A 16005-nucleotide genomic window follows, 5' to 3' on the forward strand; every position below is an offset into this window, starting at 1 on the left:
TGCTTACTTGCTCAGTGACCGCTCGCGCTTGCGGCGGCTGGAGGGAAGGAACTTGGCGATCACCTCGAGGAGGCGGTCCTCGTCGAGGGGCTTGGTCAGGTACTCGTCGCAGCCGGCGAGCGAGCCGCGCAGCTTGTCGAACGGCGAGCTGCGGCTGGTGAGCATCACCACCGCGGTCTTCTTGATCGCCTGCTTGTTGGCCTTGATCAGCTTGCAGACCTGGTAGCCGTCGATGCCGGGCAGCACCACGTCGAGGAACACGCAGGTGTATTCGCGCGTGCCGGTCAGCCCCACCGCCTCTTCGCCGGTCTCGGCGAAATCGACCTCGAAGTTGAAGGGCGCCAGCTTGGCCTTCATGAACATGCGCACCGAGGCGTTGTCGTCCACCACCAGCACGGTGTCGCCGGCCGCGCGCTTGTGCGCAGCGGCTTCGTCCAGCGCGCTGCCATGGCCGCCCGGCTGCGTGCGGCCCGCCAGGCTGGCCGAAAAGGTCTTGCCCAGGGGCAGCGTGCCCTCGTCGTCGCGCGCCGCGCGCGGGCCCGAGCCACCGGCCGAAGCGACGGTCTCTTCCAGGGCCTGCAGCAGGCGGGCCCACTGCAAGGGACGCGGCAGCGTCGGGAACCCCAGGCTGTCGCCCTCCGGGCCGACCATCACGGCCGGCAGGTTGCTCCGCTTGGACAGCATGCGAAATTCGTTCAGCGCCTCGGGGTTCTCGGCATCCACCAGGTAAATGTCGGCGCTGCCGGTGCCGGTGGTCGCGGGGTCGTATTGCACGAAGCCGGGATCGCGCCGGGCAGCGAGCGCGAAGATGCTGGTCAGCATCGAGCGCTCCACCGGGTTGAAGCCGATCACGTCGACCAGGTATTGTTCATTCAGGGTCATCAGCACCTCTGGCCGATCAGGCCGAGCACGGCGTCCGCATCCGGAAGCCGGCGTTGTGCCTGTTTCGCAAGCATGCGGTCCACCAGCGCCTGCAGGTCCGCGAGCGGCTCCGGCAGGCGCGCAGGTTGGGCGAGCAGATGCTGGGAAAGAACTTCCATCAGCGTCTCGCCCGGAAAAGGGGGGTGGCCAGCGAGCATCTCGTGCAGCAGCACCCCGAGGCTGTAGACATCGGCGGCCGGCGCGGCAGGGGCGCCCTGCAACTGCTCGGGCGCCGCGTAGCGCGGCGTGCCGAACACGGCGCCTGCGACAAACCGCGGATCGCTGTGGCCGGCCGCGACCACCAGGCCATAGTCGGCCAGCACCAGGCGGCCGTCGGCGCGCAACAGGAAATTGGCCGGCTTGAGATCGCGGTGCACCAGGCCGGCACGATGCAGTTCGGCGACGGCGCCCACGGCCTGCGCGAACAGCGTCAGGGCCTGCTCGCGTGGCAAGCCGGCGCGCATGCGTGCGGCCAGCTCGCCGCCCGCGACGTATTCCATGGCCAGGTAGCCCCACTGCGAAGTGCGGCCATGGTCGACCACGTGCACCAGGCCGTCGCCCTGCACGCGGGCCGCCACGGCGGCCTCGCAGTGCAGCGCGCTGCCCCGCGCCGCCTGCAGCTTCAGCACGAGTTCGCCACCGCGCTCGAGGTCTTGCGCCAGCCACGCGGTGCTGCGCCGGCCGCTGCCGATGGCGCGCAGCAGGCGGTAGCCGGGAATGCGCGGCGTCTCCGTGACGGCGGAGCCGGGCGCACGGCGCGTGGCCGCCGGAATGTGAGGGAGCGGCGCGAACATCACAGTCCCATCTGCGCCAGGTCGTGCAGCAGCGTGGCCGCATCGGGATAGCGCTGCTCGCGGTCCTTGGCCATCATGCTTTCCATCACGGCCTGCAGCTGCGCGTGCTCGGGTGGCAGCAGCGGCACCGGGTCCTGCACGTGCATGCGCAGCAGCTCGTGGGCGGAGCCTGCGTGATAGGGCTTGCGGCCGGTGAGCAGCTCGTACGCCAGCACGCCCAGGCTGTAGATGTCGCAGCGGGCATCCACCGTGTGACCCAGCGCCTGCTCGGGGCTCAGGTAGTACGGGGTGCCGACGATGTCGCCGTCGCCGGTGTCGGTGATCTTCATCGAGACCTGCTTGGCGACACCGAAGTCCGCCAGCGCGAGGCTGCCGTCCTGCCGCAGCATCAGGTTGTCGGGCTTGAGGTCGCGGTGGACGATGCCCACGGCGTGGATCGCCGCCAGGCCGGCAGCGGTCTGCTTGATGTACGAGAGCGCGGTGTCGGCATCGAGCCGGCCCGCCTTCATGCGCGCGCGCAGGTCGCCCTGCGGGAAGTACTCCATCGCGATGTACGCATGCGCCAGGGAAAAATCCTGGCGGAAGATGCGCGCGACGTTCGGATGTTGGATCTGCGCCAGCAAGGCGTATTCCTGGATGAAGCGCTGCAGGCCGTCGGCCTCGACCGCCCGGTCCATGCGCATCACCTTGAGCACCTGCGGCGGGCCGCCCTCGGCGGATTGCGCCAGGAAGATCGAAGCCATGCCGCCTTCGCCGATCTTGCGCAGGACGCGGTAGCCCTCGATCAGGAACTGCCCGCCCGACCCGGACCCGGCACCCGCACCCCCGGCCATCGTGCGCTTGCGGGCCTGCTGGTTGGCGGCGATCGCCTCGCGCAGCATCTCGAACACCCGCGGCGGCGTGTTGGAGCCCTTGCGGGGCACCAGGCCGGCGATTTCGACGATGTCGATGAAGCTGTTGTCAGGCAAGGCGACGGAGCCGATGCGGCCGCCTTCGGCCCGCCCGGCGGAGGCCAGCCGGGTGCCGGAGGAGGCGGCGATGCTCCAGTTCAGGTCCATCGCCGTCACCTCGAGCAGGCGCGCCACTTCGACCGCGTCGCCGATCGCCTGCACCTTGGCGCCATTGCCGCGGCGGGACAGTTCGGCGGTGCCCAGGTGCACGCCTGCCGCGAGCGACAGCATCGGCAGGTGCGCGAACTGCGGCCGACCGGCGATGGCCTGGGCCAGCAGCGCCGCCTCGTGCGTCAGCAGGATGCTGGCATGCAAGGCGCGCTGGGCATGGTTGGGCTTGCGGTCGTCGGCCCGGTTGCTGAACACCGCCAGGATGGAATCGGGTCGCCGCTGCGCCACCTCGCCATTGAGCTTGAGCACCTGCTCGGTGAGGATGCGACGCACCTCATTCACGAACGCCGAGGCGTCCTCGGGCGCCATTGCGTTGCACACTGCCGAGAAATGGTGCAGCCGGGCATACACGAAGGTGGCAACAGTGGCGCCCTCGGCAACACTGGTGTCCCCGCCCAGTGTCGAGCTGAGCAGCGTGGATGCCGCGAAGTCGCCAGCGCCGGGCGCGTGCGGCGCTTCGGCGGGAGATCGATCTTCGAGGGATTGTCGCATTTGGTTACATGGTAGCTGGCGGCGTGGAATTGCCTCGGCAATTTGTCACGCAATTGCCTTACGGCTCAGCTCCGCAGCGCGACTGTTGCAGAGACGCCGCCGAATCTCATCAGTGGGTCGCCAGCCGGCAACAGATGCCGACGGGCGGGCGGGTCGGCCCATCCCTGGCGCACTCGTTGCTACATTGCCGGTTATGTCCATCCACGCTGCACTGAACCACGTCACCCACTACAAGTACGACCGTCCGGTGAAGCTGGGGCCGCAGACGGTGCGCCTGCGGCCGGCGCCGCATTGCCGCAGCAAGGTGGTCTCGTATTCGCTGCGCGTCGACCCGGTCAAGCACTTCATCAACTGGCAGCAGGATCCCTTTGCCAATTTCCAGGCGCGCCTGGTCTTTCTCGAGCCGACCACCGAATTCAAGGTCACCGTCGACCTCGTGGTCGAGATGTCGGTGTATAACCCGTTCGACTTCTTCCTCGAGCCGAGCGCCGATTTCTTCCCGTTCAAGTACGAGCCCACCGTCGCCGAGGAGCTCGCGCCCTATCTGGCTTGCGAGCCGCTGACGCCGCTGGTGGCGGGCTACCTGGAGAAGATCGATCGCCGGCAGCGGCCGACCATCGATTTCCTGGTGGCGCTCAACCAACAGGTGCAGGGCGACGTCAAGTACCTGATCCGCATGGAGCCCGGCGTGCAGACGCCCGAGCAGACCCTGCAGCTTGCCAGCGGATCCTGCCGCGACTCCGGATGGTTGCTGGTGCAACTATTACGCCGCCTCGGGCTGGCCGCGCGCTTCGTCTCCGGCTACCTCATCCAGTTGAAGTCGGACGTGAAGGCGCTCGACGGGCCCAGCGGCACCGAAGTCGACTTCACCGACCTGCATGCGTGGTGCGAGGTCTACCTGCCGGGCGCGGGCTGGATCGGCCTCGACCCGACCTCCGGCCTGCTGGCCGGCGAAGGCCACATCCCGCTCGCCTGCACGCCGCAGCCTTCGGGCGCGGCGCCGATCGAAGGCCTGGTCGACGACGCCGAGGTGGAGTTCAGCCACCACATGCAGGTGACGCGCATCCACGAGTCGCCGCGCGTGACCAAGCCGTACGACGAGGAACAGTGGGCGCGCGTGCTGGCCCTCGGCGACTCCGTCGACCAGGCGCTGGAGGCCGGCGACGTGCGCCTGACCATGGGCGGCGAGCCGACCTTCGTCGCCGTCTCGGATCGCGATGGCGCCGAGTGGAACACCGACGCGCTCGGCCCCACCAAGCGCGGCTATGCGACGGAGCTGGTGCAGAAGCTGCGCGCCGAATACGGCCAGGGCGGCTTCCTGCACTTCGGGCAGGGCAAGTGGTATCCGGGCGAGCAGCTTCCGCGCTGGGCGCTGTCGATCTACTGGCGCGCCGACGGCCAGCCCTGCTGGCGCAACCCCGCCCTGTTTGCCGACGAGCGCGTGCCTGCCCGGCACACCAGCGAGGATGCGCAGCGCTTCGTGCGCACGCTCACCGGCAAGCTCGGACTGCCCGATCGCTTCATCCAGCCGGCCTACGAGGATGTCTTCTATTACCTGTGGCGCGAGCGCAAGCTGCCGGTGAACGTCGACCCCTTCGACTCGCGTCTCGACGACGAACTCGAACGTGCCCGCCTGCGCCGCGTGTTCGAGCAGAAGCTCGATGCGGTGGTCGGCTACGTGCTGCCGCTGCAGGCGCCCGACGTGCAACCGGAACTTTCCGGCGGCCGCTGGCAGACCGGCCCCTGGTACGTGCGCGACGATCGCCTCTACCTGATCCCGGGCGATTCGCCCATGGGTTACCGGCTGCCGCTCGATTCGCTGCCCTGGGCCAATGAGGGCGACACGCCGCGCATGATCCCGGTCGATCCCTTCGAGCAGCGGGCGCCGCTGCCGCTCGCGACCCAGGTGCGGTCGCAATACCGGCCGGGCGATCCGCGCCACGGCGAGGTGGGGGGTGCTGAAGGCGACGCGGGCGCCAGCGCGCACGGCGATGGCGCACCCGGATCGGCCACGCTGGCGACGCGCACGCCGGCCCGCAACGAGTCCGCCGCCTGGATCACGCGCACCGCGCTGTGCGTGGAAGTGCGCGATCCGCAGCGCGCCAACGGTCCGAAGGCCGAGCGCGAGCACGGCGGCAAGAGCGGCCTGATCCACGTCTTCATGCCGCCGCTGGCCCGGCTGGAGGACTACCTCGAACTGCTGGACGCCATCGAGGCGACGGCCGAAGAACTGGGCGTGCGTGTCGTGCTGGAAGGCTACACGCCCCCGCGCGATCCGCGCCTGAAAGTGCTGCAGGTCACGCCGGACCCGGGCGTGATCGAGGTCAACATCCACCCGGCGCACAACTGGGGCGAGCTGGTGCAGCACACCGAGTTCCTGTACCAGGCGGCTTTCGAGACGCGCCTGTCCGCCGAGAAGTTCATGACCGATGGCCGCCATACCGGCACCGGCGGCGGCAACCACTTCGTGATGGGCGGGGCGACGCCCGCCGATTCGCCCTTCCTGCGCAAGCCCGAGCTGCTGGCCAGCCTGCTGCTCTATTGGCACAACCACCCGAGCCTCAGTTATCTGTTCAGCGGCATGTTCGTCGGCCCGACCAGCCAGGCCCCGCGGGTCGATGAAGCGCGCAACGACCAGCTCTATGAACTGGAGATCGCCCTGAAGGAGATCGAGCGCAATCGGCAGGTCTACGGCGTGGGCATGCCGCCGTGGCTGGTGGATCGCACGCTGCGCAACATCCTGGTGGACGTCACCGGCAACACGCACCGCAGCGAGTTCTGCATCGACAAGATGTATTCGCCCGACGGCCCCACTGGCCGCCTGGGCCTGCTGGAACTGCGCGCCTTCGAGATGCCGCCGCATGCCCGCATGAGCGTGGTGCAGCAGCTCCTGATCCGGGCCCTGGTGGCGCGCTTCTGGCGCGAGCCCTGTCGCGCGCCGGTCACGCGCTGGGGCACCGAGCTGCACGATCGCTGGCTGCTGCCCACCTTCATCTGGATGGACCTGCAGGATGTGATCGCGGAGATGCGGCAGGCGGGCTTCGAGTTCGACGCGTCGTGGTTCGCGCCGCACTTCGAATTCCGCTTCCCGGTGGCCGGCGACCTGCAGGCCATGGGCATGGAACTCACGCTGCGCAACGCGCTGGAGCCCTGGCACGTGATGGGCGAGGAAGGCGCGGCCGGTGGCACGGTGCGCTATGTCGACTCCTCGCTCGAGCGCATCGAGGTGAAGGCAACCGGCCTGAACGAAAGCCGCTACGTCGTCACCGTCAATGGCCGGCCGCTGCCGATGCAGTCCACGGGGACCTCCGGCGAGTTCGTGGCCGGCGTGCGCTACAAGGCGTGGGCGCCGCCCTCGGCGCTGCATCCCACCATCGGCGTGCATGCGCCATTGACCTTCGACATCGTCGATACCTGGATGAAGCGCTCGGTCGCGGGCTGCCAGTACCACGTGGCGCACCCGGGCGGCCGCAACTACGTGACCTTCCCGGTCAATGCCTACGAGGCCGAGAGCCGCCGGCTCGCCCGCTTCTTCCGCATGGGGCACACCCCGGGGCGGATGCAGGTGCCGCCCGCCAGCATCGACGTGCCGGGCAGCCGCGAGTTTCCGTTCACGCTCGACCTGCGCCGGCAGCGGTCCTGAAGCCGATGAAGCTGCACGTCCTGTCGGACCTGCACCTGAGCCAGGCGGGATTCGATCCGCCCGACACCGACGCCGACGTGGTGGTGCTGGCCGGCGACATCGCTCGCCCGCGCGAGGCCATCGCCTGGGCGCGCCGCTTCCGGCAGCCGGTGCTGTATGTCGCGGGCAACCACGAGTTCTACGGCGCCAGCGTGGACGGCACGCGCCGGCTGCTGCATGAACTGTGCGCGGACACCCACGTGCACGTGCTGGACGACGAGGAACTGACGCTGGACGGCGTGCGCTTCCTCGGAACCACGCTGTGGACCGACTTCAACGTGTTCGGTCCCGGCGCCGTGCGTGAGGCCGGCATCGCAGCGGCCACGCGCTTCATGCGCGACTTCCAGCGCATTCGCCTGCGCGAGGAAGAGGACACGCTGCTGACGCCGGAGCATTCCGCTGGCCTGTTCCGCCAGCACAGCGAATGGCTGCAGCAAAGGCTGGCGCAGTCGCAGGCGGGACCGACCGTGGTGATCACGCATCACGCGCCCTCGCCGCGCAGCATCCATCCGCGCTTTGCCGGCGCGCCGGTCAACGTCTGCTTCGTCTCGGACGCCGAGCATCTGCTGGGCGCGAACCGCGTGCAGCTGTGGGTGCACGGGCACACGCACGACAGCTTCGACTATGACGTGGCCGGCACGCGGGTGGTCTGCAATCCGCGCGGCTACCTGCGCGAGGGGCAGCAGGAAAACGCACGGTTCGATCCGGGACTCGTGATCGAGTTGAACTAGCACCCCCAACTTGCGCGCGTCCCATCCCGCCCGCGGGATGGGACAATGGCCGCAGTGGACTCTCCCAACGAATCGCTGTTCGGCGCGCAGGCCGACGAGACGCCAGCTGCGCTTGCCGCAGCCCTGGCGCCCCCGGCTGCGCCCGGGCACTACGACGAACTGCGCGGCGGCGTCTCGGCGCCTGCGCCCGAGGGCCCGCCGCCGCAGGTTACGGTTGTAGCCGGCCATGCCCTGCCCACCCCGCACTGGGCCCGCTTCTTCGAGAACCTGGGGCAAGAAGGCTTCTCCGACCTGAACCGGCGCACCGCCGAACTGCACCGCCAGGTGCGCGACAACGGCGTCACGTACAACGTCTATGCCGACGCCGGCGGGCCGCAGCGGCCCTGGTCGCTGGACCTGTTCCCGCTGATCGTGTCGCCCACCGCGTGGCAGCAGATCGAGGCCGGCGTGCTGCAGCGGGCGCGCCTGCTCGAAGGCATCCTCGACGACGTCTACGGCCCGCAGCAGTTGCTCGCCAAGAACCTGCTGCCGCCGGCGCTGGTGCAAGGCCATCCGGGTTACCTGCGGCCCATGCATGGCGCCAAGCCCGCGGGCGGCCGCCGCCTGCACATCGCCGCGTTCGACCTGGCCCGCGACCCCGCCGGCGCGTGGTGGGTGGTGTCGCAACGCACGCAGGCGCCCTCGGGCCTGGGCTACCTGCTGGAAAACCGGCTGGTCATCTCGCGCCTGTTCCCGGAGGCCTTCGGCGACCTCAAGGTGCAGCGCCTCGCCGCCACCTATCGCGCCTTGCTGGAGAGCCTGACGCGCCTGTGCCCCGCCGGCGCCGGCGAGCCGCGCATCGTGCTGCTCACGCCCGGCCCGTACAGCGAGACCTACTTCGAGCACGCCTACCTCGCGCGCTACCTGGGCCTGACCCTGGTCGAAGGCAGCGATCTCACGGTCCGCGATGCGCGCCTGTACCTCAAGACGCTCAAGGGGCTGGAGCCGGTGCACGGGGTGCTCAAGCGCCTCGACGACGAGTTCCTCGACCCGCTGGAGCTGCGTTCCGATTCGCGCCTCGGCGTGCCCGGCCTGCTGCAGGCGATCCGCGCCGGCAACGTGCTGGTGGCCAACGCGCCGGGCTCGGGCTTCCTCGAGTCGACCGCGCTGCTGGGTTTCCTGCCGGCACTGAGCCGGCACCTGCTCGGCGAGGAACTGAAGCTGCCCGCCCTGCCCACCTGGTGGTGCGGCGAACGCGCCGCCATGATGGCGGTGCTGCCGCAGCTCGGACAGAACGTGATCAAGGGCACGTACGGCGAGCCGGGTGCCCGCGCGGTGCTGGGACGCAACCTCACGCGCCGCCACCTCGATGAATGGGCCGGCCGCATCATGCGCGACCCGGACCAGCACACCGTGCAGGCCTACGTGCCGCTGTCGCAGATGCCCACGTGGAAATCCACGCGCAATGGCGACCGCATCCTGCCGCGGTCGCTGCTGCTGCGCGTGTTCGCGGTGTCCGACGGCCCGCAGGGCTGGCGCGTGCTGCCCGGGGGCTTGAGCCGCATCGCGTCGGAGGAACTCGAGATCGCCTCGATGCAGCGGGGCGGCAGCAGCGCCGACACCTGGGTGCTGACCGAGGGCGAGGTCGATGCCACCAGCCTGCTGCACCACGCGCATCCGTCCGTGGACACGCCGCTGCGCAATCGCACGGTCACCAGTCGCGCGGCCGAGAACCTGTTCTGGCTGGGACGCTACACCGAGCGCACCGAGAACACCGCGCGGCTGGCCCGGCTCACCATCCAGAGCCTCAATGGCGAGGACCAGAACTCGCAGCCCCTGCTACGCTGGCTCAGCGAAGTGTGCACGGCCAACGCGCTGGTGCTGAAGGCGGTGCCGCCGGCCACCCAGGGCCGCCGCGTGTTCGAGCGTTCCTTGATCTCCGCGCTGGGCGACAGCCGCAAGGCGCACAGCGTCGGCTTCAACCTGTGCGCGGTGCGCATTGCCGCCGGCGCGGTGCGCGAGCGGCTGTCGCAGGAGCAGTGGAACCTGATGGTGCGCTCGGAGCAGGAATTCCGCGTCGGCTGCGCGGCCGCCGTCGGCGACGGCGACTACTCCTCGGCGGAAGCACTGCGCGTACTCGAGATGCTGTCGGCGCACACCGCCGCGATGACCGGCGCCCAGACCGACCGCATGACGCGCGACGACGGCTGGCGGCTGCTCTCCACCGGCCGCCATCTCGAGCGCCTGGGCTTTCTCGCGCAGGCGCTGGCCAGCGCCTTCGAGACCGACGCGGTGCTCGACGAGGGCGGCTTCGAGGCGGTGGTGGCGCTGTTCGACAGCACCATCACCTTCCACGCGCAGTACCAGCAGCGGCACGACATTCCGGCGCTGCTCGACCTGCTGGTGCTCGATCGCGACAACCCGCGCTCGCTGGGCTGGGTGGCGCAGACGCTGCGCAGCCGGCTCGCGCGCATGGCCAATTCGCCGGCCGGCGCGATGCCGGTGATGGCCATGGTGCTGCCCGATCCGCAGCGCTGGACGCTCGAGGCCCTGTGCCAGCGCGACGCGCAAGGCCAGCATGCGGCGCTGCTGGAACTGCTGCAGCAATGCGTGGATGCGTCCTATCGCCTGTCCGACGACCTGACCGCCCGCTACTTCGCCCACACCGGCGACGGCCGCTACTCGGTCGGTGCCTGAGACATTCGCATGCTGCTGCACGTCCTGCACGAAACCGCCTACGACTACGTGCCCATGGTGCGCACCGCGCAGCATGTCGCGCACCTCAAGCCGGTCGACAGCGCCCACCAGGAGCTCCTGAGCCATCGCCTGACGATCGCGCCCGGGCCGGCCAGGGCCGCGGAGCAACCGGACGTGTTCGGCAACGTGCGCAGCTTCTTCAGCCTGCAGTTCCCGCACGACTTCCTGCGCGTGCAGGCCGATAGCCTGGTGCGCACGACCGCGTGCAAGGAGCCGTCTCACGACCTGCCGTGGGAACAGGTGGCCGATCGCCTGCGCTATCACCGCGGCGCCCGCTACGACCCGGCCGCCGGCTTCGCCTTCGCCTCGCCCTATGTGCCGCGCGACGGCGAATTCGTGGAGTACGCGCAGGCCAGCTTCGCGGCCGGGCGCCCCCTGCTCGCGGCCGCGCACGACCTGATGCGGCGCATCCACGAGGACTTCGAGTACGAGACCACGGCCACCGACGTGAACACGCCGGCGCTGGAGGCGCTCGCGCTGCGCAAGGGCGTGTGCCAGGACCTGGCGCACGTGATGCTGGGATGCCTGCGCAGCCTGGGCCTGCCGGCCCGCTATGTCAGCGGCTACCTGCTCACGGAGCCCGCCCCGGGCCAGCCGCGCCTGGTGGGCTGCGATGCTTCGCATGCGTGGGTCGCGGTGTATCTGCCCGCGGCCGATGACGCGCCCGGCACCTGGGTCGAACTCGATCCCACCAACGACCGCACGGCCGGCGAAGACTACGTCACGCTGGCGATCGGCCGCGACTTCTCGGACGTGTCGCCGATGCGCGGCGTGATCCATGGGGGCACGCACCATTCGCTGCGGGTCGCGGTGACGGTGACGCCCAGCGAGCCGACCTCGGCAGCGCCCGCGATGCCAGAATCGGCGCCAGCCATTTCCTCCCGGAGCCAGCCATGAACATCTACGACAAGCTGAAGGAACTGAACATCGCGCTGCCGCCGGTGGCCACCCCCGCCGCGGCCTATGTGCCTTTCGTGCGCACCGGCAACCTGGTGTTAATTTCGGGCCACATCGCCAAGAAGGACGGCAAGGCGTGGGTCGGCCAACTGGGCAAGACGATGCAGACGCTGGAAGCGATGGGGGCAGCGCGCGCGATCGCGATCGACCTGATGGGGACGCTGCATGCGGCCGTGGGCGACCTGAACAGCGTCAAGCGCATCGTCAAGGTGATGAGCCTGGTGAACTCCACGCCGGACTTCACCGAGCAGCACCTGGTCACGAACGGCGCAAGCGAGCTGTTCGCGCAGGTGTTCGGCGACCGGGGCGCGCATGCCCGCAGCGCGTTCGGGGTGGCGCAGATCCCGATGGGTGCGTGCGTGGAGATCGAGTTGATTGCCGAGGTTTAGCCCCTCCCGCTTGCGACTCGAACGAAGAACGAAGGACAAAGGATGTCATTGCGGGCTTGACCCGCAATCCACGCGGGCGGTTGATCGAGCGCCGCATGGATCCCGGGTCAAGCCCGGGATGACATCCACTCGCCGTGCGACAGCGCCAGGACAGGAAGCTACTCGTCCAGCAACCCACCCCGATAGAAGCTGTACGCCGTCCCGTCGTGCAGGTAGAAAAACCCGTCCGCGCAGCCCTCCTTGCCCGGAAAGAACTCGCGGTACTTCTTCGGGACCAGCCGCTCCAGTTCCTCGTCCGACAGTTCGTCGAACTCCTGCGGCGTGATCGGCTGGCCTGCGCGCAGGCGGCGGCCTTCCATCATTCCACCCGCGCCACCGACAGCGGCTTGAAGCCCAGGTCGGCGACCTTGCCCTTGCGGCCGCGCGCGCCCTTGGCGTTGTTCAGGGAGCGGATCTCCAGCACCTCCTCGCGCTCCTTGTCGCCGCGGCCCAGGCCCGCAATGCGCACCGAGCGCGTATAGGCGGCCGCGCCCGCGAGTTCTTCCTTGGGCTCCAGGTCCATCAGCATCAGGCCGCGGCCGCCATTGGCCATCGCCTTCAGCTCCGCGATGTCGAAGGTCAGGATGCGCCTGCCGGTGGAGGCACAGCACACGCTGGTGGCCGGCGCATTCGCGGCCGTCGCCTGCGCACCGGGCGGCAGCGGCACGTTGGCCGCCGAGGGACGACACACCGTCTCGCCGGCACCGAGCGAGAGGAAGGCCTTGCCGCCCTTCTGCCGCGACGTCATGTTTTCCACCGTCGCCAGGAATCCGTAGCCGCCGGAATTGGACAGCAGCAGCCACGCAGTGGCCGCGCCCGCGAAGTAGTGGACCAGTTGCGTGCCCGAATCGAGTTCGATCAGCGTGGTCAGCGGCTGCCCGTCGCCGCGCGCGCCCGGCAAGACGGACACCGGCACCGAGTACACGCGCCCATTGCTGCCGAAGGCCAGCAGCGTATCGACCGTGCGGCATTCGAAAGTGCTGTAGAGGCCGTCGCCCGCCTTGAAGGCGAAGCTCGCGGCCTCGTGGCCGTGCGCTTGCCGCGCCCGCACCCAGCCCTTTTGCGAGACCACCACCGTCACCGGCTCGTCGACCACCTTCACTTCGGCCACGGCCTTCTTCTCGGCCTGGATCAAGGTGCGCCGGGCATCGCCGAAGGTCCTGGTGTCGCCCTCGATCTCCTTGATCATCAGCCGGCGCAGTGCCGTGGGCGAGCCGAGGATCTCCTGCAGCTTCTCCTGCTCGCTGCGCAGTTCCTTGAGTTCCTGCTCGATGCGGATCGCCTCCAGCCGCGCCAGTTGCCGCAGCCGGATTTCCAGGATGTCCTCGGCCTGCCGCTCGGAGAGCGTGAAGCGCGCCATCAGCGCCTGCTTCGGCTCGTCGGCGCCGCGGATGATCGCGATCACCTCGTCGATGTTCAGCAGCACCAGCTGCCGGCCCTCGAGGATGTGGATGCGGTCGTTGACCTTTTCCAGCCGATGGCGCGAGCGCCGCTCGATCGTGCGCTGGCGGAACGCTATCCACTCCTGCAGCATCTGCCGCAGCGACTTCTGCGTCGGCCGGCCATCCAGGCCCACCATCGTGAGGTTGATCGGCGCCGAGGTCTCCAGCGAGGTCTGCGCCAGCAGCGTGGTGGTCAGCTCGCCCTGGTCGATCTTGCTGGTCTTGGGCTCGAACACCAGGCGGACGGCCGCGTCCTTGCTCGACTCGTCGCGCACCGCATCCAGCACCGACAGCAGGGTCTGCTTCAGTTGCACCTGGTCCTGCGACAGCGCCTTCTTGCCGACCTTGACCTTTGGGTTGGTGAGCTCCTCGATCTCCTCCAGCACCTTCTGCGTCGAGACGCCGGGGGGCAACTCGGTCACCACCAATTGCCACTGGCCGCGCGCCAGGTCCTCGATCTTCCAGCGCGCCCGCACCTTGAGCGAGCCGCGGCCGCTGCCATACGCCTCGGCGATCTCGGCCGCGCTCGAGATCACCTGGCCGCCACCGGGATAGTCGGGCCCGGGGATCAGCGCGAACAGGTCTTCGTCGGACAGCTTGGGGTTCTTCACCAGCGCGACGCAAGCCTCGGCCACCTCACGCAGGTTGTGCGACGGGATCTCGGTGGCCAGGCCCACCGCGATGCCGCTCGCGCCATTGAGCAGCGCGAACGGCAGGCGCGCGGGCAGCACCACCGGCTCCTGCGTGCTGCCGTCGTAATTGAGCACGAACTCCACCGTGCCCTCGTCGATCTCGTCGAGCAGCAGGTTGGCGATCTTCGCCAGGCGCGCTTCGGTGTAGCGCATGGCCGCGGCGCCGTCGCCGTCGCGGCTGCCGAAATTGCCGTGGCCGTCGACCAGCGGATAGCGCTGCGAAAAGTCCTGCGCCATGCGCACCAGCGCGTCGTAGGCGGCCTGGTCCCCGTGCGGATGGAACCGGCCCAGCACGTCGCCCACCACGCGGGCGCATTTGACGGGCCGCGCGCCCGCCGTGCCGGTGTAACCCAGGCCCATGCGCGCCATCGAATACAGGATGCGGCGCTGAACCGGTTTCTGGCCGTCGCACACATCGGGCAAGGCGCGGCCCTTGACCACGCTGAGCGCATATTCGAGGTAGGCGCGCTGGGCGTAAGCGCCCAGGTCCAGCTCGATGTCGTCACCGTCGCCGGGGTCGGCCAGGGAAATGAGGTCTTGCTCCATTGAATTCGCAGACAGAAAAAATGAATTAGGGAAGGGTCAGCCGAGTACGCCGGCGGGCTGTGCCAGCGCGTGCGTCGCAGTCGGCGCGGCCCTCATGGTTCGCACCTTGGGCAATACCGCGGCTTACTGCTCGGTGCCGACCGGCAGCGTCATTCACGTTCGATATTGCCGTCGGCCTGCGGCGCGAGTGCGAGCGGAAGCGCCGGCGCTTGGCCGGCCGGCAGATTGCCGCGGCCCGCCGCCCCGCCCAGGGTCGCTGCATGCACCGGCATCTCCATGCGCACGCGCGCGGGAACATTCCCCCGACCGAAGGGGGCCGTCGGCTTGAGCATGGCGTAGAGCTGCATCACGGTGGCAACGTAGTCCTGCGTCTCGCGGAAGTTGGGGACCTTGTTGCCCGCCCTTTGCACCGCGCCCTCGCCCGCGTTGTAGGCGGCCAGCGCGAGGTCAAGCCGGCCGGGGAACAGGTCGATGAGATAGCGCAGATACCGCGTGCCGGCGCGGATGTTGGTGCGCGGGTCCACCAGCTTCTTGCCGATCGCCGACTTCGCGTCGCTGGTCACGCCGTAGCGCTGGGCGGTGGCGGGCATGACCTGCATCAGCCCCACTGCGCCCTTGGGCGAGACCGCGGCCGCGTCGAAGCCCGATTCGGTAGCGATGAGGGCCTGCAGCAGTTCGTAATCGATGTCCTGCGCTTTCGCGGCTTCCCGCAGGTGATGCTTCACCTGCTTGAAGCTGGGCGAGACCTCGAAGAAAGCGATGAGCTTGGGCGCGACGCGTGGCACCGCCACGGCGCGTGCGCTTGATGGCCTCTCGCCCGACTTGGCCAGCCCCGAAGCGGTGTCAAAGCTTTCGCCGCCGCGGAAGAACAACTCGTATTGTTCGTCCAGCTTGGCCGACGCGAAATGGGCCACGCCTTTGGCGTCGACGTAGCCCCACACGTCGGCGTGCGCGGCCGGCAGCAGGCCCAGCGCGAGCAGCGCGCAGGCCAGGGACGACTTCAGCACACGCCGCGCGAACAGCATCATGCGCGCAGCTCCAATCCCAGGCCGCGGCGGCCGGTGAACTCGGGCTTGAGCATCGACATGACGATCAAGGAGTCGAAGCCTTCCGCCAACTTCACTGCTTCGCGCAATTGGCCTTCGACCACGAATCCTTCGCTGTCATAGAAGGCCTTGGCGCGGGTATTGCGCGCCTTCACATCCAGCCAGAAGCGGTGCGCCCCCAGGTCGTCGAAGGCCACTTTCTTGGCGACTCGCAGCGCCGCGCGGCCGTAACCGGCGCCCTTGGTGGCGACCACCATGCGCTTGAGCTCGAGCGACTGATGCTGGCTGCGGCAACCGATGAAAATCAGGAAGCCCACCGCGTCCAGGCCCTCACCGCCCTCGATGATGAAGTGCCGGAAGTCGGGGAAGCGGACGGCCGCCTCGTGCTGGATCCGTTCCCACGGCGTGATGAAGGCC

12 protein-coding genes are annotated in these 16005 nt (G+C 69.1%); 5 read left to right on the plus strand and 7 right to left on the minus strand.

Going from position 1 to position 16005, the window contains the following annotated elements; translation table 11 throughout:
• Nucleotides 1-3 precede the first annotated feature (3 nt).
• Genes JWP60_RS13910 through JWP60_RS13920 form a run of 3 tightly spaced genes read right to left on the minus strand, consistent with a single transcriptional unit; the run spans nucleotide 4 to nucleotide 3328 of the window.
• Nucleotides 4-882, minus strand: coding sequence for a response regulator (locus JWP60_RS13910; RefSeq protein ID WP_299792227.1), 879 nt, complete (start codon nucleotides 880-882; stop codon nucleotides 4-6).
• A complete protein-coding gene (locus tag JWP60_RS13915; protein WP_299792230.1) occupies nucleotides 882-1715 on the minus strand; it encodes a serine/threonine-protein kinase in 834 nt (277 codons plus the stop codon). Before JWP60_RS13915 ends, JWP60_RS13910 begins: the two co-directional genes overlap by 1 nt.
• Nucleotides 1715-3328 carry a protein kinase gene (locus tag JWP60_RS13920; RefSeq protein WP_299792233.1) on the minus strand — a complete coding sequence of 538 codons (1614 nt, stop codon included), beginning with the start codon at nucleotides 3326-3328 and terminating at the stop codon, nucleotides 1715-1717. Before JWP60_RS13920 ends, JWP60_RS13915 begins: the two co-directional genes overlap by 1 nt.
• Nucleotides 3329-3521: 193 nt before the next feature.
• Between JWP60_RS13920 and JWP60_RS13925 the strand changes: the two genes are divergently transcribed.
• From JWP60_RS13925 to JWP60_RS13945, 5 genes are read left to right on the plus strand one after another with little or no spacing between them, the layout of a single operon-like run.
• Nucleotides 3522-6971, plus strand: a complete 3450-nt coding sequence (locus JWP60_RS13925) for a transglutaminase family protein (RefSeq protein ID WP_299792235.1) — start codon at nucleotides 3522-3524, stop codon at nucleotides 6969-6971.
• Between the two features lie 5 nt (nucleotides 6972-6976).
• On the plus strand, nucleotides 6977-7741 hold the full coding sequence (locus tag JWP60_RS13930) for a metallophosphoesterase (protein ID WP_299792238.1): 765 nt from the start codon (nucleotides 6977-6979) through the stop codon (nucleotides 7739-7741).
• 45 nt (nucleotides 7742-7786) lie between these two features.
• Nucleotides 7787-10417, plus strand: a complete 2631-nt coding sequence (locus JWP60_RS13935; protein WP_299792241.1) for a circularly permuted type 2 ATP-grasp protein — start codon at nucleotides 7787-7789, stop codon at nucleotides 10415-10417.
• Between the two features lie 9 nt (nucleotides 10418-10426).
• The gene (locus tag JWP60_RS13940) at nucleotides 10427-11374 is read left to right on the plus strand and encodes a transglutaminase family protein (protein WP_299792244.1); all 948 of its coding nucleotides are present in this window, start codon (nucleotides 10427-10429) and stop codon (nucleotides 11372-11374) included.
• Nucleotides 11371-11823 carry a RidA family protein gene (locus JWP60_RS13945; protein ID WP_299792247.1) on the plus strand — a complete coding sequence of 151 codons (453 nt, stop codon included), beginning with the start codon at nucleotides 11371-11373 and terminating at the stop codon, nucleotides 11821-11823. The genes JWP60_RS13940 and JWP60_RS13945 overlap by 4 nt, the downstream gene beginning before the upstream one ends.
• Nucleotides 11824-11981: 158 nt before the next feature.
• Here JWP60_RS13945 and JWP60_RS13950 read toward each other — a convergent pair whose 3' ends face one another.
• The 4 genes from JWP60_RS13950 to JWP60_RS13965 all read right to left on the minus strand — a co-directional run.
• A complete protein-coding gene (locus tag JWP60_RS13950) occupies nucleotides 11982-12185 on the minus strand; it encodes a hypothetical protein (protein ID WP_299792250.1) in 204 nt (67 codons plus the stop codon).
• Nucleotides 12182-14542 carry a DNA topoisomerase IV subunit A gene (parC, locus tag JWP60_RS13955; RefSeq protein WP_299792253.1) on the minus strand — a complete coding sequence of 787 codons (2361 nt, stop codon included), beginning with the start codon at nucleotides 14540-14542 and terminating at the stop codon, nucleotides 12182-12184. The genes JWP60_RS13950 and parC overlap by 4 nt, the downstream gene beginning before the upstream one ends.
• A gap of 149 nt (nucleotides 14543-14691) precedes the next feature.
• Nucleotides 14692-15570 (minus strand): lytic transglycosylase domain-containing protein, encoded by an 879-nt coding sequence (locus JWP60_RS13960; protein ID WP_299792255.1) that lies wholly within the window; start codon nucleotides 15568-15570, stop codon nucleotides 14692-14694.
• Nucleotides 15567-16005, minus strand: a 439-nt coding sequence (locus JWP60_RS13965) for a GNAT family protein (RefSeq protein ID WP_299792258.1), incomplete at its 5' end; no start/stop codon positions are given. The genes JWP60_RS13960 and JWP60_RS13965, both read right to left, overlap by 4 nt.

This window comes from Ramlibacter sp., from assembly GCF_028291745.1.
GTDB lineage: Bacteria > Pseudomonadota > Gammaproteobacteria > Burkholderiales > Burkholderiaceae_C > Ramlibacter.